Genomic DNA, 18,402 nt, shown 5'->3' with positions numbered 1-18,402 from the left:
GTCCCTCCCGTGCGTTGGGTCTTCCCCGGCTACCCGGAGGTCCGGGGCGTTACACGTCGTCGCGCAGGCCCTGTTCGGGTCCGGTCGCGTTCGTGGTGGTTTCCGCGCCGTCGAGGTGGCGCGCGGTGTTGACGAGCCCGACCATGCTGAAGGCCTGCGGCATGTTCCCGAGCTGCCGTCCGGCGGTCACGTCGTATTCCTCGCTCAGCAACCCGACATCGTTGCGGACCGCCAGCATCCGCTCGAAAACCTCGACGGCTTCCTCGGTGCGGCCGGTGCCGTGCAAGGCGTCGGCGAGCCAGAAACTGCACGGCAGGAACGCGCCTTCGCTGCCGCGCAAATCGGCAGGCCCGGGGTCGGCGTCCGGGTCGTACCGATGGACGAACCCGTCGTGAGACAGCTCTTTCCGCACCGCGTCGACGGTTCCGCGCACGCGGGGGTCGCTGCCGGGCAGGAAGCCGACGCGCGGGATCAGCAGCAAGGCCGCGTCCAAGCCGCGCGAACCGTAGAACTGGGTGAACGTATTGCGCTCGGCGTCGTAACCCTCGCGGCACACTTCCTCGTGAATCCGGTCGCGCAGCGCCCGCCAGCGGTCGACAGGCCCGTCGAGTTCATGGCGTTCCACCGTGCGGACGGCGCGGTCGATGCCCGCCCACGCCATCACCTTGGAATGCACGAAATGCTGCGGTTCGCCGCGTACTTCCCACAGGCTGCGGTCCGGCTGGTCCCAGTGGCCTTCGAGGAAATCGAGGAGCCCGCGCTGCAGGTCCCACGCCGGATGCGTCACCGGAAGCCCCGCCTCGCGGACGAGGTGCAGGCCGTCGAGCGCCTCGCCCCACACGTCGAGCTGGATCTGGCCCGCGGCGGCGTTCCCGATCCGCACCGGGGCCGAACCGGCGTACCCGTCCAGCCAGTCCAAAGTGGACTCCGGAACCCGGCGGGAACCGTCGAGTCCGTACAGGACCTGGAGTTCGGCCGGATCGCCGGCTGCTGCCCGGACGAGCCATTCGCGCCACGCGCGCGCCTCGTCGGGATAGCCGGTGCCGACGAGCGCTTGCAGCGTGAAAGTGGCGTCGCGCAGCCAGCAATAGCGGTAGTCCCAGTTGCGTTCGCCGCCGAGTTGTTCCGGCAGCGACGTCGTCGGCGCGGCGAGAATGCCGCCGGTCGGCTCGTAGGTCAGCGCCTTCAAGGTGATCAGCGCGCGGCGCACCGCGGCGGGCCACCGGCCGTCGTACCGGCAGCGGCCGATCCAGTCCGCCCAGAAGCGTTCGGTGTGCGCCAGTGCTTTCTCGGCGTCGGCCGGATCGGGACGTTCCCGGTAGGAGGGGTGGTAGGTCAGCACGAACGGCACCCGTTCGCCCTCGGCGACGGTGAACTCGGCCAAGCCGTCCGTCGGCACTGCGACCGGCGTGGTCAGCCGAACCGCGTCCGGACCGGCGACCGCGTCGAAGCGCCCGTCGACGTGCCGGACCCACGGCCGCACTGAGCCGTAGTCGAACCGGGGCCGCAGGCAGGTCCGCATCGGGACTCGGCCGCGCAGCCCTTCGACGATCCGGACGAGATCGGCCGCGCCGTCGCGCGGCGGCATGAAATCGAGCACGCGCACGGCACCGTCGGCGGTCTCCCATTCGCTGGCCAGGACGAGGGAATCGCCGACGTAGCCCCGGCGCGTCGCCGGACCGCCGCTCGCGGGCCCCAGCTGCCACACCCCCGCGCGCTCGTCGTGCAGGAGCGCGGCGAAGCACGCGGGGGAGTCGAACCGCGGCAGGCACAGCCACTCGACCGCACCCTCCCGCGACACCAACGCCGCGGTGTGCAGATCGCCGAGCAGGGCGTAGTCCTCGAGCGGGCGCTGGTTCATGGCGGGGAACTCAGTCCCGGCCGAGCGCCTTCGCCAGTTCCTTCTTCGTCATCGTGGACCGGCCGTGGATGTTGCGCTTCTTGGCCTCGTTGTACAGCTGGTCGCGCGTCGGGCCGCCGGGGCCGAGCCGCTTGCCGGAGCGGTGCCCGCCGCGCTGCTGCGGCGATTTGTCCCGCACCGAGGATTTGCTCGCGCGGTCCGATTCGCCCGACTGCGCCCGGTTCTTGTTCACCGTGCGCGCGGCGATCTCCTTCGCGCGCTTCTTGCTCGCGCCGCGCTCTTCCTGCGACTCCTCGATGTGCTGGTACTGCCGTTCGCGTTTCGCGCTCCAAGCCTGCTGCGGCATCCCAGTCTCCTTCCGCCGTTCTTGATCCCCGGGTTGCCCGCGCGGGCGAGGCGGAAACATCGCGGTTCGCCGCGCCGGAAACGGGTACCCGCTCGCGAGTGGGACGCGAACAGACTCTCGCCGGGCGGCTGCTGGCCGAGCACCTGGTCGCCGGCCGGCTCGAACCGGGGACCGAGATCGGCCTGCGGGTCGACCAGACGCTGACCCAGGACGCCACGGGCACGCTCGTGATGCAGGAACTGGAGGCGCTCGGGCTCGACCGGGCGCGGACCGAGCTGAGCGTGCAGTACGTCGACCACAACCTGCTGCAGGCGGACGAGAAGAACGCCGAGGACCACGCCTATCTGCGCTCGGCCTGCCGCCGGTTCGGGCTGTGGTTCTCCAAACCGGGCAACGGGGTGTCGCATCCGACGCACATGGAGCGCTTCGGCGTGCCCGGCAAGAGCCTCGCCGGGTCCGATTCGCACACCTGCGCGGCCGGGGCGCTGGGCATGCTCGCCGTCGGCGTCGGCGGCCTCGAAGTCGCGCTGGCCATCGCCGGGGAGCCGCTCTACCTGCGGATGCCGGAGATCTGGGGCGTCCGGCTGGAGAACGAGCTGCCGTCGTGGGTGTCGGCGAAGGACGTCGTGCTGGAGATGCTGCGCCGGCACGGCGTGAGCGGCGGACGGCACCGGATCGTCGAGTACCACGGCCCCGGGCTGGCCTGCCTGAGCGCGATGGACCGGCACGTGATCGCGAACATGGGCGCCGAGCTGGGCGCGACCGCCACGGTGTTCCCCGCCGACGAGGCGATCCGCGCCTTCCTGCGGGCGGAGGGCCGCGAACACGACTTCCGCGACCTGCGCGCCGGACGCGACGCTTCCTACGACCTCGAGGACGAGATCGATCTGTCCACTGTGGAGCCATTGGTGGCGAAGCCGTCGTCTCCGGGCAACGTGGTGCCGGTGCGCGAGGTGTCCGGGACGCCGGTCGGGCAGGTCGTGCTCGGGTCGTCGGCCAACCCCGGGTTCCGCGACTTCGCGGTCGCCGCCGCCACGATCCGGGGCAGGCAGACGGCCGATTCGGTCAGCTTCGACGTCAACCCGACGTCGCGGCAGATCCTCGTCGAACTGGCCCGCAGCGGGCACCTCACCGACCTGGTCGCGGCCGGGGCCCGGGTGCATCAGGCGGGCTGCCTCGGCTGCATCGGGATGGGGCAGGCGCCCGCGCCGGGCACGAACTCGCTGCGCACGTTCCCGCGCAACTTCCCCGGCCGGTCCGGCACCGCGGACGACGCGGTCTGGCTGTGCTCGCCGGAGACCGCCGCGGTGTCGGCGCTGACCGGCGTCCTGACCGATCCGCGCGATTACGCCACCGCCCACCACCTCGCGCACCCGCGCGTGACCGCTCCGGCCCGTTCGGCCGCCGACCCGCGCGTCTTCGCCGCTCCGCCGCCCGAGGAGGAGGCGCTGCGGGAGGAGCTGGTGAAGGGCCCGAACGTCGCCGGGCTGCCGGACTTCGACCCGCTGCCGGACGAGATCGAGGGCCCGGTCCTGCTGAAGGCCGGGGACAACGTGTCGACCGACGAGATCTCGCCCGCCGGCGCCCGCGCGCTGCCGTACCGCTCGAACATCCCGAAGCTGGCCGAGTTCACCTTCACCCGGATCGACGAGGACTACCCGAAGCGCGCCGCGGACAGCCCGGTGCATTTCGTGGTGGCGGGGGAGAACTACGGCCAGGGCTCCTCGCGCGAGCACGCCGCGATCACCGCCCGGTACCTGGGCCTGCGCGCGGTGCTGGCCCGCTCGTTCGCCCGGATCCACTGGCAGAACCTGGTCAACTTCGGCGTGCTGCCGCTGGAATTCGCCGACCCGGACGACAGCGGGAAGATCGAGCGCGAAGACGTGCTGTGCGTGTCCGGGCTGCACCGGCTGGCCGAGGTGGCGGAGTTCCTCGTGCGGAACCGGACGCGGGGCGAGGAATACCGGGCGAGGCACCAGTTGTCGCCGCGCCAAGTCGACGTGCTGCTGGCGGGCGGCCGGATTCCGCAGCTGGCGCGGACGCTGCACTGAGGCTGGTCAGGAAGCCTTCAGCGCGGCCTCCAGGTCGGCCCGGGACATCTTCGAACGGCCCTTGACGTCGCGTTCCTTCGCCAGTTTCTGCAGTTCCGTCTTGGACAGTTCGGACAGGTCCGGGGTCTTCGAGCGGCTGTCCGAACCGCGCGGCTTGCGGCTGCTGCGCACGCTGTTGGCCAGCGCCTCCATGAGGTCGACCACCTTCGTCGGCTGCTGCGGCTCCTCGGCGGGCGTGACGGTGTTCCCGGCCCGTTTCGCCTCGATCAGCTCGTCCACGCGCTGCCGGTAGGTGTCGTGGAACTCCTCCGGCTTCCACGGCTCGGACATCGCGTCGATCAGCTTGACCGCGAGGTCCAGCTCCTTCTGGTTGGTCTTGGCCTTGGCCGGCAGCTGCGGGACGTCGTCCGCCTTGCGCACCTCGGCGGCGTAATGCAGCGTGTTGAGCACGATCACCCCGTCGCCGGCGCGGGCGAGCGCGAGGTGCTCGCGGCCGTGGAAGACGAACTTCGCCACGGCTGCCTTGTCGCGGCGGGCCAGTGCGTCGAGCAGCAGCACGTACGGCCGCTGTCCTTCCTCTTTGGCCGGCGCGAGCCAGTAGGCGCGGTCGAAGTACACCGGGTCGACCTCGGCGAGGTCCACGAAGGCCTCCACCTCGAGCGAGCGCGACCGGCCCGGCGCGATCTCGTCCAGTTCCTCCTGCTCGACCAGCACGTACTCGTCGTCGCCGACCTCCCGGCCGCGGACGATGTCGGAGTAGGGCACCTCGTCGCCGGTCCGCTCGTTGACCCGCCGGTACCGGATCCGGTCGCGGGTCCCGCGCTGGAACTGCGTGAAGTGCACGGCGTGGTCCTCGACCGCCTTGTACATCCGCACCGGGACGTTCACCAGCCCGAACGACAGCGAACCCTGCCAGACCGGACGCATCGGCCGCTCCTTCCTCTTCGTTGCCCGCCGGGTACCCGATCCGGGCGCCCGGCACACCGCGCCGGTGTAACCGAGGGGGTTTCGGGGTAGCTTCTGCTCCGATGCGCATAAAACCTCGCGGAAGCCAGTTCTTCCAGCTGCTCGCGGACGCGGCCGCGAACCTCGTCACCGCCACCGCCCTGCTGCGCGACCTCACCGAGGCCGCTCCCCCCGACCGGGAGGCGATCGCGGCCCGGCTGCACGAGGTCGAACACGCCGGCGACGACCTGACGCACACCATCATGGTCGAGCTGAACAGCACGTTCGTCACGCCGTTCGACCGCGAGGACATCCAGGCGCTCGCCGCGCGGATCGACGACGTCCTGGACTTTTTGGACACTGCCGCCGACCTCGCGGTGCTGTACCGGCTCGAGGCGTTCCCGCCGGGCACCAAGGGGATGCTGCGCGTGCTGTGCCGGGCCGCGGAGCTGACCGCGGAAGCCATGCCGGGGCTGGCGAAGGTCGGCGAGCTGTCGCCGTACTGGATCGAGATCAACGCGCTGGAGAACGAGGCCGACCACACCTACCGGCGGATGCTGGCCGACCTGTTCCAGCCAGGGGCGGACGCGCTCGAGGTGCTCAAGGCGAAGGAAGTCGTCGAACAGTTCGAACTGGCCGCCGACGGGTTCGAGCACGTCGCGGACGTGGTGCAGACCATCGCGGTCAAGGAGTCCTGAGTGGACGGCACCGCCGCGCTGGTCGCCGTCGTGGTGCTGACGGTCTTCTTCGACTACACCAACGGTTTCCACGACGCCGCCAACGCGATCGCCAGCGCGGTGTCGACCCGGGCGCTCCCGCTGCGCACCGCGCTCGTGCTGGCCGCGGTGATGAACCTGGCCGGGGCGCTGCTGTCGACCGGGATCGCCGCGACCGTCGCGAAAGGAATCATCGACGTCCCGGCCGGGCCGGGCGCGCTGACCGTGGTGCTCGCCGCGCTGGTCGGCGCGATCGCGTGGAACCTCGTGACCTGGTATTTCGGGCTGCCGTCCTCGTCGTCGCATTCGCTGATCGGCGGCATGGTCGGGGCGGCGCTGGCCGCGGCGAGCACCGTGCACTGGACGGGCATCGTCGAGAAAGTGCTGGTGCCGATGGTCGCGTCGCCGCTGCTCGGGCTGGTGCTCGGCTACGGGGCGATGATGGCGGCGCTGTGGCTGCTGCGCCGGGCGAACCCGCACCGCAGCGGCCGGGTGTTCCGGCGGATGCAGATCGTGTCGGCCTCGGCGCTCGCGCTCGGACACGGGTTGCAGGACGCGCAGAAGGGCATGGGGGTGCTCGTCCTGGCCCTGATCGCGGCGGGCAAACAGGACACGTTCGCGGTGCCCCTGTGGGTGACGCTGGTGTGCGCCGGGGCGCTGTCGCTCGGCACCTGCTCGGGCGGCATGCGGATCATGCGGACGCTCGGCCGCCGAGTCTTCCCGCTCGACCCGCCGCACGGCTTCGTCGCGGAATCGGTCGGGGCTTCGGTGCTGTACCTGACCGCTTTCGCGGTGAAGGCCCCGATTTCGACCACGCACGTGATCACCGCGGCCGTGATGGGGGTGGGCGCCACCCGGCGGCTTTCGGCGGTGCGCTGGGGAATCGCGCGCGACATCGTGCTGGGATGGGTACTGACGTTCCCGGCGGCGGCTGGGGTGGCCGCGCTGATGTTCTGGCTTTTGTCGGCGTTCGGCTGATCACCTGGCGGCGGCGACCAGGTCTGCAGTGCGGTGGTGGTGCTGGCCTCTGTCGGGTTGCTCACCTGGGGACGAGGGGTTGTCGCTGGCGGGGCTGAAGTCAGGGAGACCGCTGCTTCGCGGGTGAGCGTGTCCAGCGCGCGGCGCGGTGGTTGTTCTGGCCTCTGTCGTTGGGCTGATCACCTGGGCACGAGGGCGAGGACTTCGTCGTCGCTGGTGGGGCTGAAGTCCGCGTAGAACTGGCCGACCGCGCGGAACTCGTCGGGTTCCTGCAGGCAGACCACTTCGTCCGCTTCGCGGGTGAGCTTGTCCAGCGCGGGCGGCGCACCGACCGGAGCGGCGAAGACCAGTCGCAGCGGGGCGTGTGACCGGAGTGCGCGCAGGGCGGCGATCGCGGTTCCGCCGGTGGCCACGCCGTCGTCGATCACTACCACGTCGTGGCCTGCAGGGGAGCGGGGAACGCGCTCGCCCAGGTAGCGGCGGACCTGGTCGCGGGCCTCGGAGCGGGCGTGGTCGACCTGAGGGGCGACGTCGTCGGGCGTCAATCCCAGCGCGCGGAGTCCGGCGCGGTCGAAGAACGGCGGTCCGTCCGCCGCGACGGCGCCGAGTCCGAGTTCCGGCTGTCCGGGTGCGCCGATTTTGCGGGCGACCATCAGTTCCAGCGGCGCGTCCAGTTCCTGCGCGACGGGTGCGGCAACCGGCAGCCCGCCGCGGGCGAGGCCGAAGACGACCGGGTCGGCCCACTCCCGGCAGGCCAGTGCGGAGGCCAGCCGGGCGCCCGCGTCGGCGCGGTTCCGGAACGGTCTCATCGGCGGTCCTTCTTCGCGATGCGGCGCAGCAACAACCCGGCGGCGGCCAAGCCCGCGGCTGGCTTCCGGGTTTTCTTCCGCTGAGCGGGTTTCCGGCGCGAACCGGTTGCCGCAGGCCGGGTGTCCTTTGTGGACTTCCCGGTGCGGCGAAGCAATTGCCCGGCGGCGACAGCAGCCGCGGCCACCCCGGCCGCCACCGCGCCGTGGTGGCGGCTGAGCACCGGCTGGACGTCGTGCGCCTTGGCCTGCTGGTCGAATTCCCCGTGCGCGCCGTAGTCGAAACCGCGCGGGCCGTCCGCCGGTTCCCACAGGTTCGCGGGCTGGGCCGGCGACTGGGGCTGCCCGGTCTGCTGTGCACCGAAGCCGGTGCGGGCGAGGTACCGGTCGAGCAGACCGGGCGCGACGGCGTTGGCCAGCAGCGTCGCGGCGGTGCTCGTGCCGACCCAGTACTCGCGGCGGCGCGGGTGGTCGGCGGCGTGCAGCACCGCGCGGGCGGCGAGTTCGGGCTGGTAAATCGGCGGCACCGGCTGGGCGTGCTCGGGAAGCCGGGACAGCAGCCAGCTGAACTGCGGCGTGTTGACCGCGGGCAACTGCACCATGGTCGTGCGGATTCCGCTGTGCTCGTGGAGAAGTTCGCAGCGAAGCGCTTCGTTGAAGCCCTGAATCGCGTGCTTGGCCCCGCAGTACGCGCTCTGCAGCGGAATTCCGCGATACGCGAGCGCCGAGCCGACCTGCACGATCGTGCCCGCGTCGCGCGGTTTCATCCGTTCGAGGGCGGCCATCGTGCCGTGCACGAAACCGAGGTACGTCACCTCGGTGACCCGGCGGTATTCGTCGGGGCGGATGTCGGCGAACCGGGCGAACACCGAGCTGAACGCGACATTCACCCAGACGTCGATCGGCCCCAGCTCTTCCTCGGCCCGGGACGCGGCGGCGTCGACCTGGGCGAAGTCGGCCACGTCCGTCGGCAGCTCCAGCGGCGTGCCCCCGGCTTCGTGGACGTCCTCGGCCGCGGCGGCGAGCCCCTTCTCGCCCCGCGCCAGCAACGCCACTTTCGCGCCGCGGGCTCCGTAAGCACGGGCGACGGCCCGGCCCACCCCGGCGCTGGCCCCGGTCACGACTACGACGGGCGGCATGGAAATCCTTTCCCCGGACCAGGAGTCCGGCGGCTCGGCGGACACTCCCCGCACACCGCGCTGAGCGGTGCCTCCGCCGGGGCTTACCCGCTCCTGGCCAGGCCAAACGGGAACGCCGAGAGCGCCCGGTTTGCCCAGCGAGGCCACGGGTAACCGGGCGGGCGACAGCGACCGCCGGAAGGAGCGCGAGATGAGCAGGCTGCTGGTAGACCCGGAAAGCGCGACCGTCCCCTGTGGACAGTGCGGGCGCGAGGCGGTGCACGTGGGCAGGCTGGTCCAGGAGGACGGGACGCCGGTCAGCCACGCGGTGGTGTGCACGGTGTGCCGCGCGCACCGGCCCGGACCCGGGCTGGGGGAGACGCGCCGTCCTCGGCTGGCCATGCTCGCGCGGCCCTCGGAAGGATGACCGGGAAACCTGGGCACGGCCGGAGAGCCTGATTCCGGAGCAGCCGGTCCGGAATCAGGCTCCCCGGTTGCCGGAACCGCGGCGGCATGACCATCAGGAGCACGGTGTTCTGCGCAGCGCCGACCCAGAAGAACGTGGGCTTGCGGCGCGGCGCGGCCGGAGTTCGCGCATCAGTCGATGCCGAGCACGGACTCCGCGGTGGTCCAGTCGGTCAGCATGGCGTGCTGCGCGTCGGCGAGGGTGGCCTTCCCCGCGCAGACCGCCTTCTTGACCGCGTTCTCGACGGAATCCTTGCGGTAGGAGTTCTGGTCGCCGTCGTGCGGTTCGGGCCAGAGATTCTTCGGGTCCTTCGGCGCGCCGCCCAGTTCGAGCGGCAGGAAGTGGTCCTCCTCGTACGAACTCAGCGAGGTGTCGGAATAGCCGTAATCGATGATGCCCTGCTTCTTGAGCTTGGTGGTGTAGGACGTAGGCGGGCGGACGGTGGCCGTCCAGCCGGGGACGCAGATCGTGTCGTCGAGGGTGTCCTGGGTGACGTCCGGGTTGGTCGCGCCGGGCGTGCAGACGGGATCGGGCAGCGGCAGATAGGCCTGCGAGCATTTCGCGGCGAGCGGGCGGGCAGCGGCGGCGTGCGCGGCGGGCGCGGTCAAAACGAGCGAACCGGCCAATAAAACGGCAGGCGCGCCGAAACGGGCAAGTCGGGACATGGAAATCTCCTCCCTGGAGCACGGTCGCGCCAGGGTGTGCCGAATCCGGACGAGCGCACTACCTACCTTCGAAGGAATGCGTGAAGAATTAACCGGGTGCTCAACTTGCCGGGCGACAAAATGCGCGAGCGGGCTCGAACTGCTTGATCTGTCGGCATTCGGGCGTTCAGGGCAGGCTGCGGCGGCGTGCCCCGGACGTCAGGAAAGATTCTTCGAAACCGTTTCCAGTCGGTTTTTATGCGCCTTCTCGGCGAGCCGGTAAAAAGCTGCGGGAATCGATTTCCGCTGCGCCGTTCGGCTGAAGTCGCGGTGCGCCGGTATCCGTTCCCGGCCCGGATGCGACCTTTTTCGTGAACGCGTCCGGAAGCGATCTTTTCGGGCGGAATTCCCGGGGGTGGACGATGGGCGAACGGGAAGAGCCGAGGTCCGGAGCCGGGCGCGGCGAGGGCGCGGAAAGCGGTCCGGCGGGCGAAAACGCGCCCGCCGAACCGGAACTGGGGTACGAGATTCCGATCGGGATGCCGGTTCCGGCCGCCGAGCTGGAGCGGCTGAAGGCGGCCGCGGAGCGGCACCGCGATCGGGAGGAGGAGGCCGACGCCCCGGCACGGGCCGGCGACGAGGCCGCGGAGGAAGAGGGTGATCACCGTGATGCCTGAGGCACAGGCGCTCGAGGGCCAGGCCGGCGGAACGGCGGGCGGCGCGTCGCGGGAAATGGCGGATCTGACGGTCGGCGAACTGCTCGCCGAACCGCCGTCGCCGGAACGGTCTCCGTTGTTCGCGCACCGGTTCCCGGTGCCGGTCGAGGAGTACGACCGGCTGAAGACCGGCGCGCGGGAGCACGGCGCGGAGGCGCTCGCGCCCGGGGACGCGCTCGACGTGCAGCTCGACGAAGAAGCGGCGGCGGAACCGGCGGAGGACAATCCGCCGGAGGACGAGATCGCCGAGGGCCTGGCCCCGGCGGCGTCGGCGAGTTTCGACGGGATTTCGCAGACCGCGTTCCGGCCGCCGGACTGCACGGTCGCGGTCGGTCCGAAGCAGGTGCTGGCCGCGGTCAACGTGGACCTGGTCGGCTACGACAAGACTGGCCTGCAGCAGTTCCGGTGGGCCAATTTCACCGCGCTGTTCAACCCGGTGCTGCCCGCCGGCGCGCAGCTTTTCGACCCGAAACTGGCCTACGACCACTACAGCGGCCGGTGGATCGTCTGCATCGCCGCCCGGCGGGCGAACCCGCAGGGCTCCTGGATCATGCTCGGCGTCTCGCAGACCGCCGACCCCGCGGGCGCGTACTGGATCTGGAGCACGGACGCGACGGCGAACGGCTCTACCGCGACCGGCAACTGGTCGGACTACCCGATGCTGGGCTTCGACACCCAGGCGATTTACGTGTCCACCAATCAGTTCGCCTTCGGCGGCGGGTTCGCCCACGCGAAACTGCGGATCTTCAACAAGGCGGAGCTGTACGGCGGCGGGGCCGGCGCGGCCCACACCATCCGCTGGTGGGATTTCTGGGGCCTGAAGAACCCGGACCGCAGCGACGCGTTCTCCGTCCAGCCGTGCTGCCATTTCCAGGGCCTGGGCGGGAATCCGCGCGCCTACCTGGTGAACTCGCTGTTCCCGTCGGGGTCGAGCCTCACCCTGTGGACGCTGGCGAACCCGCTGGCCCTGTGGTCCGGCGGCGCGCCGAGCCTGACCTCGGCCTCGGTGCCCTGCCGCAGCTACAACCTGCCGCCCGGCGCGGTGCAGAAGGACGGCGGGGCGACGCGGATCGCCACGAACGACACCCGGTTGCTCAACGCGGTCTTCCAGTCCGCGGGCCGCACCCAGCGGTTGTGGACGACGCACACGTCCGCGTACAGCTGGCCGGGCGACACCGAGGCGCGGTCCGTGGTGCAGTGGTACGAGATCGACGTGCCGAGCCACTCGATCGCGCAGCAAGGCGCGTTCGGCGCACCGAGCAGGCACTACTTCTTCCCGGTGATCCAGACCGACGTCTCGCGCAACGCCCACCTGGCGTTCGGCCGGTCCGCGGCCGACGAATACGGGCACTTCCGCCAGACCGGCCGCCTCGCCGCCGACCCGCCGGGCACGCTGCAGGGCAGCGCCTCGGTGATCGCCGGGCAGAGCGCCTACACCGGGGGCCGCTGGGGCGACTACTTCGGCATCGGCCGGGACCCCTCGGATTCCCGGACCGTGTGGAGCTACGGCGAATACGCCGGCGCCGGCAACACCTGGCGGACCCGCCTCAACGCGGCGAAGTACTGAGAGCAGGGAGGTTCTCATGAACACTGCGCACAAGCTCCGGATCGCGGCGGAGGCCGTGCTCGCCGCGCTCAGCGCGGTCACGCTGGTGCTGAGCCTGACGGTTCCGGACTGGATCGAGCGCACGACCGGCGCGTCTCCGGACGGCGGAGGCGGGGAAGCCGAATGGCTGCTGACCGCGGTCGCTTGCGTGGCGACGGTGCTGTTCGCGGGGCTGGCCGCGTGGGAGTGGCGGCGGTTGCGGACGGCGTAAGCGGCGGGGCGGGCACCGGCTCCGGTGCCCGCTTTTCCGGGTTTCAGCGAGGAATCTCGCGCGCCGCTCTAGGCTGGCCCGGTGACTTCCTTCGCACCGTCGGCCGCGGTCCGCCGCCCGGACGTTCCGAGGTATTTGGTGGAAGACTCGCACGTCCCGGCGAGCCCTGGTTCCCGGAACACCTTCGGCGGGCGGCCGATCCTGCCCGAAGGCGAGGACTGGCCGGAATGCTACTGCGGCGCGTGGATGGTGCTCTTCTTCCAGCTGGACGTCCCGCCGGACATCCCGCGCTTCGGCGGCGACCACCTGCTCGTGTTCCAGTGCCCGGTGCACAACGACGCGGCCTGTCTGCGGGAAAAGTCGGAGCAGTTTCCGCGGCGATACTGGGAAAAACCGCGGATTTGGGGCCATCCTGGCGCGTTCTGGCGGATCATGCTGCATCGGGATCCGACCGTTCCGGCCGAGGAGGAACCGCATCTCCCCGGCTCGGAACTGGTGCTCCGTCCGGAGTGCGAGACGGAGACCCGGTGGCGGGCCGGACCCTCAGGCGAAACCGGAGTGAGCGTCGGCCGGAGCGAGTTCAAGGTGGGCGGTCTGCCCCACTGGCAACAGGATCCGGAAAGCCACCGCTGCGGGTGCGGAGCCGAGATGCTGTTCTTGTGCGGGCTGCCGGAGGACGTCGGGTTCGAGAGCCGCCCCGGTCAGCCTGAACAGCCGGACAGCTCCTATTCCGACGCCTACGTGCTGTTTCTCGGCAACGCACTGTACTTGCTCGCGTGCCCGGAACACTGCCATCCGGCGGCGGTCTGGCCGGTGCTGCAGCGCTGAGCCCGCGCAGCGTCACTCCTCATATGTGATCGAGTACCGGGCCGCTACCGGATTGATCTTCGCCGGGTCCAGTGCGCCGTCCGTCAGCACCGCCGGTCCGGCCTCGAACAGGTCCTCCAGATAGTGCTCCCAGCCGCCCGGCGAGGAGATCTGCAGCAGCCGCGGCGGGGGATCCGACACCGCCCGCAGCGCGTGCGGGACCCCGCGCGGCAGCAGCGCGAACATCCCCTTCGTCGCGACATGAGTCTCGTCCGCGAAGTCGATGCCCAGTTCGCCCTCCAGGACGTAGACGCACTCGTCGGCCTCGTGGTGGACGTGGCGCGGGATGTCGCGCGCCAGCGTCACCTCCAGCAGGGAGAACCGGGTCTCGGTGTCGCCGGTCATCGCCTTCACCGCGAACGCGGGAGGCAGCGGCACCCGGCCCGGGCGCGCCTCGCCGGGCTGGAGGAGCAGGAAACGGTCCTTCGGCATGGGGTATCCTCGCAGACATAGTGGAAGCGGAGTCCGTTTCCAGATTAACCCGAGGAGGACGTCGGTTGTCAACGGAGCGCAGGCCGAGGGCGGACGCGGAACGCAACCGGGCGCGGGTGCTCGAGGCGGCCCGCACGCTGCTCGCCGGGCAGGAAGACGTCCAGCTGCCGGAGATCGCGCGGGTCGCCGGGGTGGGCGTCGGGACGGTGTATCGCAATTTCCCGGACCGGCGGGCGCTCGTGGAAGCGGTGGCGGAGCAGCGGTTCGCCGAGATCGCGGAGTACGCGCGCAAGCGGTGCCTCGACGGGAAATCCGGCGTCAAACGCTATCTGCGGCACGTCGGCGAGGTGCTGTCCGGGGACCGGGCGCTGTCGTCCGCGATCGAGGCGGCGCGCGGGTCGGCGGGGAGCGAACCGCGGGGGCAAGCGCGCGAGGAGCTGGAAACCGTGGTGGCGCAGGCGATCGAGGCGGACCAGGCGGCGGGGGTGCTCCGCGCGGATTGCACGGTCGGCGACGTGTATCTGCTGGTCGGCTGCCTGTCGTCGGTGGTCCGCACGGGGAGCGGGGACTGGCGGCGGTTCCTGGAACTGGCGCTGGAGGGCTTGCGGCCCCGGGACTAGTCGGCCAAGCGCAGCAAACGAGACTTGAGTTCGCCGCTGTCGTGCATCGCGATCAGCACGGCGGCCATGTTCCGCACGCCGGGTTCGCGGACGATCAGCCCGTCCGGCACCGCGAAATAGCTGCCGCCGGCGCACTCGCCGGTGCTTTCCCAGCGGCGCATGATCCGGTCCGCCTCGTCGAGGGTGACCATCGTCGCGCTCCACCGGGACCCGTCGGGGCAATGGACCTCGACGTCGACGTTGTCCACCTCGTCGGGGTCTTCGCCGCCGCCGACGAGGAACTTCGCGTCGAACGCCGACGTCCGGAAGACGTAGAACGATGAGTCCCAGCCTGCGGAGAGGATTTCGGTCGCCACGGCGAAAGCCTAGCGGGCCGTTCCGGGGCACGGTCCGGAACGGCCCGCGGGATCAGGCGAGGTCCTCCAGCGCGACCCCGGGGTCGGCCAGCCGCTCCGGGTCCACCGTCGTGCCGGAGCGGATGAGCGCCTTGATCGGGTCCGTGACGTCCCAGACGTTGACGTTCATCCCGGCCAGCACGCGGTTTTCCTTGAGCCAGAAGGCGATGAACTCGCGCCCGGGCACGTCGCCGCGGAACACCACGCGGTCGTGGCCCTCGATGGCGCCCAGGTACTCCATGCCGAGGTCGTACTGGTCGGTGAAGAAGTACGGAAGCTCGTCGTACGACTCCTCCTTGCCGAGCATCCCGGCCGCCGCCACCGCGGGCTGGTTGAGCGCGTTCGCCCAGTGCTCGACGCGCAGGTGCTTGCCGAGGAACGGGTGGTAGGCGTTCGCCACGTCGCCGGCGGCGAAGATGTCCGGGTCGCTCGTGCGCAGGCTCGCGTCGGTCACCACGCCGTTGTCGACGCGGAGGCCGGCCGCCTCGGCCAGCTCGACGTTCGGCTTCGCGCCGATCCCGGCCAGGACCGCGTCCGCCTCCAGGACGCTGCCGTCGCCGAGGCGGATCCGCTTGCCCTGACCGCCGTTGCTGATGTGCTCGACCTGGACGCCGAGCCGCAGGTCGACGCCGTGCGCGCGGTGCAGGTCGGCGAACACCGGGGCGACCTCCGGGCCGAGCGCGGTGAGCAGCGGCAGGTCGAGCGCCTCGACCACGGTGACCTCGACCCCGGCCTGGCGCGCGGCGGCGGTCGCTTCGAGGCCGATCCAGCCGCCTCCGATGACCACCAGCTTCGCCGCGGTGCCGAACAGCTCCTTGAGCCGGTCGGCGTCCTCGATCCGGCGCAGGTAGTGGATTCCCGCGGTGTCCGGCAGTTCGCGCGGGCTCGCGCCGGTGGCCAGCAGGAGCTTGTCGTAGCCGAGGCTGGTGCCGTCGTCGAGCGTCACCTGCTTCTCGTCCCGCGCGATCGCCGTCGCCTTGACGCCCTGGCGCAGCTCGATGTTCTTCTCGGCGTACCACGCGGCGTCGTGCACCTGGAAGCTCTCGGCCTCCGCGTTGCCCGCGAGGTAGTCCTTCGACAGCGGCGGACGCTCGTAGGGCAGGTGCCGCTCGTCGCCGACGATGGTGATCTTCCCGTCGAAACCCTTGTCGCGCAACGCTTCCGCGGCCTTGGCTCCGGCCAGCCCGGCTCCGATGATGACGAACGGCGAGGTCACTGGCGAACTCCTTCGATGCGGGGACGACGGGAGTACTTATATCACTAGCGAAGTTTGGTCTTATTCGGCCGCCCGGTCAAGGTCCCCTGATCAGAGGCACCCCTTGGGGGCAGCGCCTACCCGGAAGGGTGTTACTTCGCTGCTCAGTAGCCGCCTCCGCCGGATCCGCTCGCCGGCGCGGAAGTCGTGATCGCGGCACCGCCGGGCGTGACCGTCCACCACAGCCCGCCGTTGAGATTCAGGCCCTGGCCGTTGGTCTGCCCGGGGGACTTGTCGCCGATATACCGGTACAGCGGGTGCCCGCCGAGCGTTTCCTGCCGGGACCCGTCCGGCCGCGTGATCGCGCCGACGCTGCCCGGGGCCGGGCCGGCGAGCGGCGTGCCCGCCGCGACCGGGGGCCAGTAGCTCGCGCAGCTTCCGGTGCAGGCCGACTGGCCGTCGTGGTCCGCGGCGAACAGGTAGATCGTGTCGCCCTTGGTGTCGGTCAAATGCGTTGGCGCGGCGGGCGGGGCGGCCGTGCTCCCGCCGCCGCAGGCCGCGGCGAACAATCCCGCCGCGGCCAGTGCGGCCAGCAGTCCGAAGGTTCCCGGGTTCGCCGGAGTTTCGACAGTCATCCCAGCCTCCAACCGTGCGTGGGTGGCGCCCTTCCCCGGACACGCGGCCCGGACCGGAACGGTTCAGCCGGCTTTGTCGAGGGTCACAGCATCTGGACGGGAGGGACCCCGGCACGTACGGTATGGCGAGCCTTACCTAAGTCACTCTCCGAGGAGGACCCATGCCAGAGCGTGCGCTCGACCGGGCCGTCCCTTTCGTGCTCGCCTTGTTCCGGATCGTCGTCGGGCTGCTGTTCGCGGCCCACGGCGCGGCGGCGCTGTTCGGCGTTTTCGGCGGCGGGCCGAAGGGCGGCACCGTCGCCTTCGGCATGTGGCCGTCCTGGTACGCCGCGGTGATCCAGCTCGTCGGCGGCCTCCTGGTCGCCTTTGGCCTCGGCACCCGGATCGCGGCGCTGCTCGCGTCCGGCTCGATGGCGTACGCCTACTTCGTCGTCCACCAGCCGGACGGCTTGCTGCCGCTGCAGAACAAGGGCGAGCCCGCAGCGATGTTCTGCTGGGCCTTCTTGCTGCTGGTGTTCACCGGCCCGGGCGCGCTCGCGCTCGACGGGTTGTTCCGGAAGCGGTCCGGCGACGCGCCCGGCGCGGAAGCCGAATCGCGTGGGGTGCTGGGCGCGGTTCAGGCCAATCCCGAGTAGCCGGGCCGGCGTCCGCGATCAGACGATGCTCGCCGCCCGCGACCACTGGGCGGCCAGCCGCGCGGCGTCCCGGGCGCGACCGAGGTCGACTCCGGCGCGGGCGACCAGCCGGAGCCGGGAAACGCCGTCCGGGACGCTCGGCGGCCGGAAGCAGCCGACGACGATGTCCCTTTCGTACAGCAGGTTCGCGGCCTCGACGGCTTGTTCCGGAGAGTCGGCGGGAATCGACTGCACCGCGCCGGGCGCGCGCGAAACCCTTGCGGCGTCGGCGATCGCGACGGCAGCGCGGTGCAAGTCTTCGACTCGCGAAGGTTCGGCGGCGATGATCCGGCACGCTTCCGCCGCGCTCGCGGCCGCGGCGGGGGCGAGGCCGGTGTCGAAGATGAAGGTGCGCGCGGTGTTGACCAGATGTTCGCGCAGCAGCGGCGATCCGAGCACCGCGCCGCCTTGCGCACCCAACGCCTTCGACAGCGTGGCCGTCACCGCGACGTGCGGCGCGCCCGCGAGACCGGCCGCGTGCACCGCACCCCGGCCGTTGCCCGCGACGCCGATGCCGTGTGCTTCGTCGACCACCAGGAAAGCGTCGTACTTCGCGCACAATGCCGCGGTGCGCACAAGATCCGTGGCGTCGCCGAGCACCGAATAAATCGACTCGACCGCCACGATCGCCCGCTCCTGCGACCGGTCGCGCAGCAAGTGCGCGAGGGCGTCCAGGTCGCCGTGCGGGCAGATCGCGACGGGGGAGCGGGACAGCCGCGCGCCGTCGATCAGCGACGCGTGGATGTGCGCGTCGGTGATCAGCAGCGTGTCCGGCGAACCGAGCGCGGTGATCACGCCGATGTTCGCCGTGTAGCCGCTGGAAAACGCGAGCGCGGCCGGTTGCCCGGTGAGGCTGGCCAGTTCGCGTTCCAGTTCGGTGTGGCACGGCGTGGTGCCGGTGACGACTCGCGACGCGCCCGCGCCCGCACCGTACTTTTCGACGGCCTGGACAGCGGCGGCGCGCAGTCGCGGATCGGTGCTGAGGCTCAGGTAATCGTTGGACGCGAGGTCCAATGTGGACGCCCGCGGATGCCTCCGGTCGTCGGTCCGCCGGACGAGACCGGCGACGTGCCGGTCCCGTCCCGCGGCGGTGAGCCAGTCGTGCATCGACACCATGGCG

At 71.0% G+C, this 18,402-nt stretch carries 21 protein-coding genes; 10 read left to right on the top strand and 11 right to left on the bottom strand.

Annotated features, from left to right (window positions below):
* Nucleotides 1-49 precede the first annotated feature (49 nt).
* On the bottom strand, nucleotides 50-1,861 hold the full coding sequence (locus F9C11_RS32445) for a glycoside hydrolase family 15 protein (protein WP_409181165.1): 1,812 nt from the start codon (nucleotides 1,859-1,861) through the stop codon (nucleotides 50-52).
* A gap of 10 nt (nucleotides 1,862-1,871) precedes the next feature.
* The gene (locus tag F9C11_RS32440) at nucleotides 1,872-2,207 is read right to left on the bottom strand and encodes a plasmid stabilization protein (protein ID WP_409181164.1); all 336 of its coding nucleotides are present in this window, start codon (nucleotides 2,205-2,207) and stop codon (nucleotides 1,872-1,874) included.
* 98 nt (nucleotides 2,208-2,305) lie between these two features.
* On the opposite strand from F9C11_RS32440, the gene F9C11_RS32435 reads away from it, so the two are divergent.
* Nucleotides 2,306-4,258, top strand: a complete 1,953-nt coding sequence (locus F9C11_RS32435; protein WP_409181163.1) for an aconitate hydratase — start codon at nucleotides 2,306-2,308, stop codon at nucleotides 4,256-4,258.
* Nucleotides 4,259-4,264: 6 nt separating this feature from the next.
* Here F9C11_RS32435 and F9C11_RS32430 read toward each other — a convergent pair whose 3' ends face one another.
* Nucleotides 4,265-5,185 (bottom strand): Ku protein, encoded by a 921-nt coding sequence (locus F9C11_RS32430; protein WP_409181162.1) that lies wholly within the window; start codon nucleotides 5,183-5,185, stop codon nucleotides 4,265-4,267.
* 101 nt (nucleotides 5,186-5,286) lie between these two features.
* On the opposite strand from F9C11_RS32430, the gene F9C11_RS32425 reads away from it, so the two are divergent.
* Entirely contained in the window at nucleotides 5,287-5,901 is a 615-nt protein-coding gene (locus F9C11_RS32425) for a DUF47 domain-containing protein (RefSeq protein WP_409181161.1), read from the top strand.
* On the top strand, nucleotides 5,902-6,897 hold the full coding sequence (locus F9C11_RS32420; RefSeq protein ID WP_409181160.1) for an anion permease: 996 nt from the start codon (nucleotides 5,902-5,904) through the stop codon (nucleotides 6,895-6,897).
* A 179-nt stretch (nucleotides 6,898-7,076) separates the two neighbouring features.
* On the opposite strand, the gene F9C11_RS32415 is transcribed toward F9C11_RS32420, so the two are convergent.
* Together F9C11_RS32415 and F9C11_RS32410 are read right to left on the bottom strand one after the other, a co-directional pair.
* On the bottom strand, nucleotides 7,077-7,706 hold the full coding sequence (locus F9C11_RS32415; protein WP_409181159.1) for a phosphoribosyltransferase: 630 nt from the start codon (nucleotides 7,704-7,706) through the stop codon (nucleotides 7,077-7,079).
* Nucleotides 7,703-8,842 (bottom strand): SDR family oxidoreductase, encoded by a 1,140-nt coding sequence (locus F9C11_RS32410; protein WP_409181158.1) that lies wholly within the window; start codon nucleotides 8,840-8,842, stop codon nucleotides 7,703-7,705. Before F9C11_RS32410 ends, F9C11_RS32415 begins: the two co-directional genes overlap by 4 nt.
* Before the next feature lie 190 nt (nucleotides 8,843-9,032).
* Here F9C11_RS32410 and F9C11_RS32405 point away from each other — a divergent pair, with 190 nt between their 5' ends.
* Nucleotides 9,033-9,248: a hypothetical protein gene (locus F9C11_RS32405; RefSeq protein ID WP_409181157.1), complete on the top strand. Its 216-nt coding sequence runs from the start codon at nucleotides 9,033-9,035 to the stop codon at nucleotides 9,246-9,248.
* Nucleotides 9,249-9,418: 170 nt separating this feature from the next.
* On the opposite strand, the gene F9C11_RS32400 is transcribed toward F9C11_RS32405, so the two are convergent.
* Nucleotides 9,419-9,952, bottom strand: a complete 534-nt coding sequence (locus F9C11_RS32400) for a hypothetical protein (protein WP_409181156.1) — start codon at nucleotides 9,950-9,952, stop codon at nucleotides 9,419-9,421.
* 401 nt (nucleotides 9,953-10,353) lie between these two features.
* Between F9C11_RS32400 and F9C11_RS32395 the strand changes: the two genes are divergently transcribed.
* The 4 genes from F9C11_RS32395 (at nucleotide 10,354) to F9C11_RS32380 (ending at nucleotide 13,292) form a co-directional block, all read left to right on the top strand.
* Entirely contained in the window at nucleotides 10,354-10,608 is a 255-nt protein-coding gene (locus tag F9C11_RS32395; protein ID WP_409181155.1) for a hypothetical protein, read from the top strand.
* Nucleotides 10,601-12,214: a hypothetical protein gene (locus F9C11_RS32390; RefSeq protein ID WP_409181154.1), complete on the top strand. Its 1,614-nt coding sequence runs from the start codon at nucleotides 10,601-10,603 to the stop codon at nucleotides 12,212-12,214. Before F9C11_RS32395 ends, F9C11_RS32390 begins: the two co-directional genes overlap by 8 nt.
* Nucleotides 12,215-12,230: 16 nt before the next feature.
* The gene (locus F9C11_RS32385; RefSeq protein WP_409181153.1) at nucleotides 12,231-12,464 is read left to right on the top strand and encodes a hypothetical protein; all 234 of its coding nucleotides are present in this window, start codon (nucleotides 12,231-12,233) and stop codon (nucleotides 12,462-12,464) included.
* Between the two features lie 81 nt (nucleotides 12,465-12,545).
* Nucleotides 12,546-13,292 (top strand): hypothetical protein, encoded by a 747-nt coding sequence (locus F9C11_RS32380; protein WP_409181152.1) that lies wholly within the window; start codon nucleotides 12,546-12,548, stop codon nucleotides 13,290-13,292.
* Between the two features lie 12 nt (nucleotides 13,293-13,304).
* Here the strand turns inward: F9C11_RS32380 and F9C11_RS32375 are convergent, their stop codons facing one another.
* Nucleotides 13,305-13,763, bottom strand: a complete 459-nt coding sequence (locus F9C11_RS32375) for a cupin domain-containing protein (protein ID WP_409181151.1) — start codon at nucleotides 13,761-13,763, stop codon at nucleotides 13,305-13,307.
* Between the two features lie 65 nt (nucleotides 13,764-13,828).
* On the opposite strand from F9C11_RS32375, the gene F9C11_RS32370 reads away from it, so the two are divergent.
* Nucleotides 13,829-14,383, top strand: a complete 555-nt coding sequence (locus F9C11_RS32370; RefSeq protein ID WP_409181150.1) for a TetR/AcrR family transcriptional regulator — start codon at nucleotides 13,829-13,831, stop codon at nucleotides 14,381-14,383.
* Here F9C11_RS32370 and F9C11_RS32365 read toward each other — a convergent pair.
* The 3 genes from F9C11_RS32365 to F9C11_RS32355 all read right to left on the bottom strand — a co-directional run bounded on the left by F9C11_RS32365 (nucleotide 14,380) and on the right by F9C11_RS32355 (nucleotide 16,608).
* Complete coding sequence (locus F9C11_RS32365; RefSeq protein WP_409181149.1) at nucleotides 14,380-14,739, bottom strand: hypothetical protein; 360 nt, start codon at nucleotides 14,737-14,739, stop codon at nucleotides 14,380-14,382. The genes F9C11_RS32370 and F9C11_RS32365 overlap by 4 nt on opposite strands.
* Before the next feature lie 52 nt (nucleotides 14,740-14,791).
* Complete coding sequence (locus F9C11_RS32360) at nucleotides 14,792-15,994, bottom strand: NAD(P)/FAD-dependent oxidoreductase (RefSeq protein WP_409181148.1); 1,203 nt, start codon at nucleotides 15,992-15,994, stop codon at nucleotides 14,792-14,794.
* Nucleotides 15,995-16,137: 143 nt separating this feature from the next.
* Entirely contained in the window at nucleotides 16,138-16,608 is a 471-nt protein-coding gene (locus F9C11_RS32355) for a hypothetical protein (RefSeq protein ID WP_409181147.1), read from the bottom strand.
* Between the two features lie 161 nt (nucleotides 16,609-16,769).
* Here F9C11_RS32355 and F9C11_RS32350 point away from each other — a divergent pair, with 161 nt between their 5' ends.
* Nucleotides 16,770-17,243 (top strand): DoxX family protein, encoded by a 474-nt coding sequence (locus F9C11_RS32350; protein WP_409181146.1) that lies wholly within the window; start codon nucleotides 16,770-16,772, stop codon nucleotides 17,241-17,243.
* A gap of 18 nt (nucleotides 17,244-17,261) precedes the next feature.
* Here F9C11_RS32350 and F9C11_RS32345 read toward each other — a convergent pair whose 3' ends face one another.
* Entirely contained in the window at nucleotides 17,262-18,398 is a 1,137-nt protein-coding gene (locus F9C11_RS32345) for an 8-amino-7-oxononanoate synthase (RefSeq protein WP_409187021.1), read from the bottom strand.
* Between the last annotated feature and the right edge of the window lie 4 nt (nucleotides 18,399-18,402).

Origin of the sequence: Amycolatopsis sp. VS8301801F10 (genome assembly GCF_046195355.1) — a bacterium.
Classification (GTDB): domain Bacteria; phylum Actinomycetota; class Actinomycetes; order Mycobacteriales; family Pseudonocardiaceae; genus Amycolatopsis.
Note: the sequence above shows the minus strand (reverse complement) of the source record. Positions and strands in the feature narration are given on the sequence as shown.

Excerpts from the sequence above, each read along its gene's own strand:
- F9C11_RS32375 (WP_409181151.1), bottom strand. The coding sequence starts at position 13,763 with ATGCCGAAGGACCGTTTCCTGCTCCTCCAGCCCGGCGAGGCGCGCCCG.
- F9C11_RS32400 (WP_409181156.1), bottom strand. The coding sequence starts at position 9,952 with ATGTCCCGACTTGCCCGTTTCGGCGCGCCTGCCGTTTTATTGGCCGGT.
- F9C11_RS32350 (WP_409181146.1), top strand. The coding sequence starts at position 16,770 with ATGCCAGAGCGTGCGCTCGACCGGGCCGTCCCTTTCGTGCTCGCCTTG.
- F9C11_RS32415 (WP_409181159.1), bottom strand. The coding sequence starts at position 7,706 with ATGAGACCGTTCCGGAACCGCGCCGACGCGGGCGCCCGGCTGGCCTCC.
- F9C11_RS32395 (WP_409181155.1), top strand. The coding sequence starts at position 10,354 with ATGGGCGAACGGGAAGAGCCGAGGTCCGGAGCCGGGCGCGGCGAGGGC.
- F9C11_RS32425 (WP_409181161.1), top strand. The coding sequence starts at position 5,287 with ATGCGCATAAAACCTCGCGGAAGCCAGTTCTTCCAGCTGCTCGCGGAC.
- F9C11_RS32355 (WP_409181147.1), bottom strand. The coding sequence starts at position 16,608 with ATGACTGTCGAAACTCCGGCGAACCCGGGAACCTTCGGACTGCTGGCC.
- F9C11_RS32445 (WP_409181165.1), bottom strand. The coding sequence starts at position 1,861 with ATGAACCAGCGCCCGCTCGAGGACTACGCCCTGCTCGGCGATCTGCAC.
- F9C11_RS32345 (WP_409187021.1), bottom strand. The coding sequence starts at position 18,398 with ATGGTGTCGATGCACGACTGGCTCACCGCCGCGGGACGGGACCGGCAC.
- F9C11_RS32405 (WP_409181157.1), top strand. The coding sequence starts at position 9,033 with ATGAGCAGGCTGCTGGTAGACCCGGAAAGCGCGACCGTCCCCTGTGGA.
- F9C11_RS32440 (WP_409181164.1), bottom strand. The coding sequence starts at position 2,207 with ATGCCGCAGCAGGCTTGGAGCGCGAAACGCGAACGGCAGTACCAGCAC.
- F9C11_RS32390 (WP_409181154.1), top strand. The coding sequence starts at position 10,601 with ATGCCTGAGGCACAGGCGCTCGAGGGCCAGGCCGGCGGAACGGCGGGC.
- F9C11_RS32430 (WP_409181162.1), bottom strand. The coding sequence starts at position 5,185 with ATGCGTCCGGTCTGGCAGGGTTCGCTGTCGTTCGGGCTGGTGAACGTC.
- F9C11_RS32410 (WP_409181158.1), bottom strand. The coding sequence starts at position 8,842 with ATGCCGCCCGTCGTAGTCGTGACCGGGGCCAGCGCCGGGGTGGGCCGG.
- F9C11_RS32385 (WP_409181153.1), top strand. The coding sequence starts at position 12,231 with ATGAACACTGCGCACAAGCTCCGGATCGCGGCGGAGGCCGTGCTCGCC.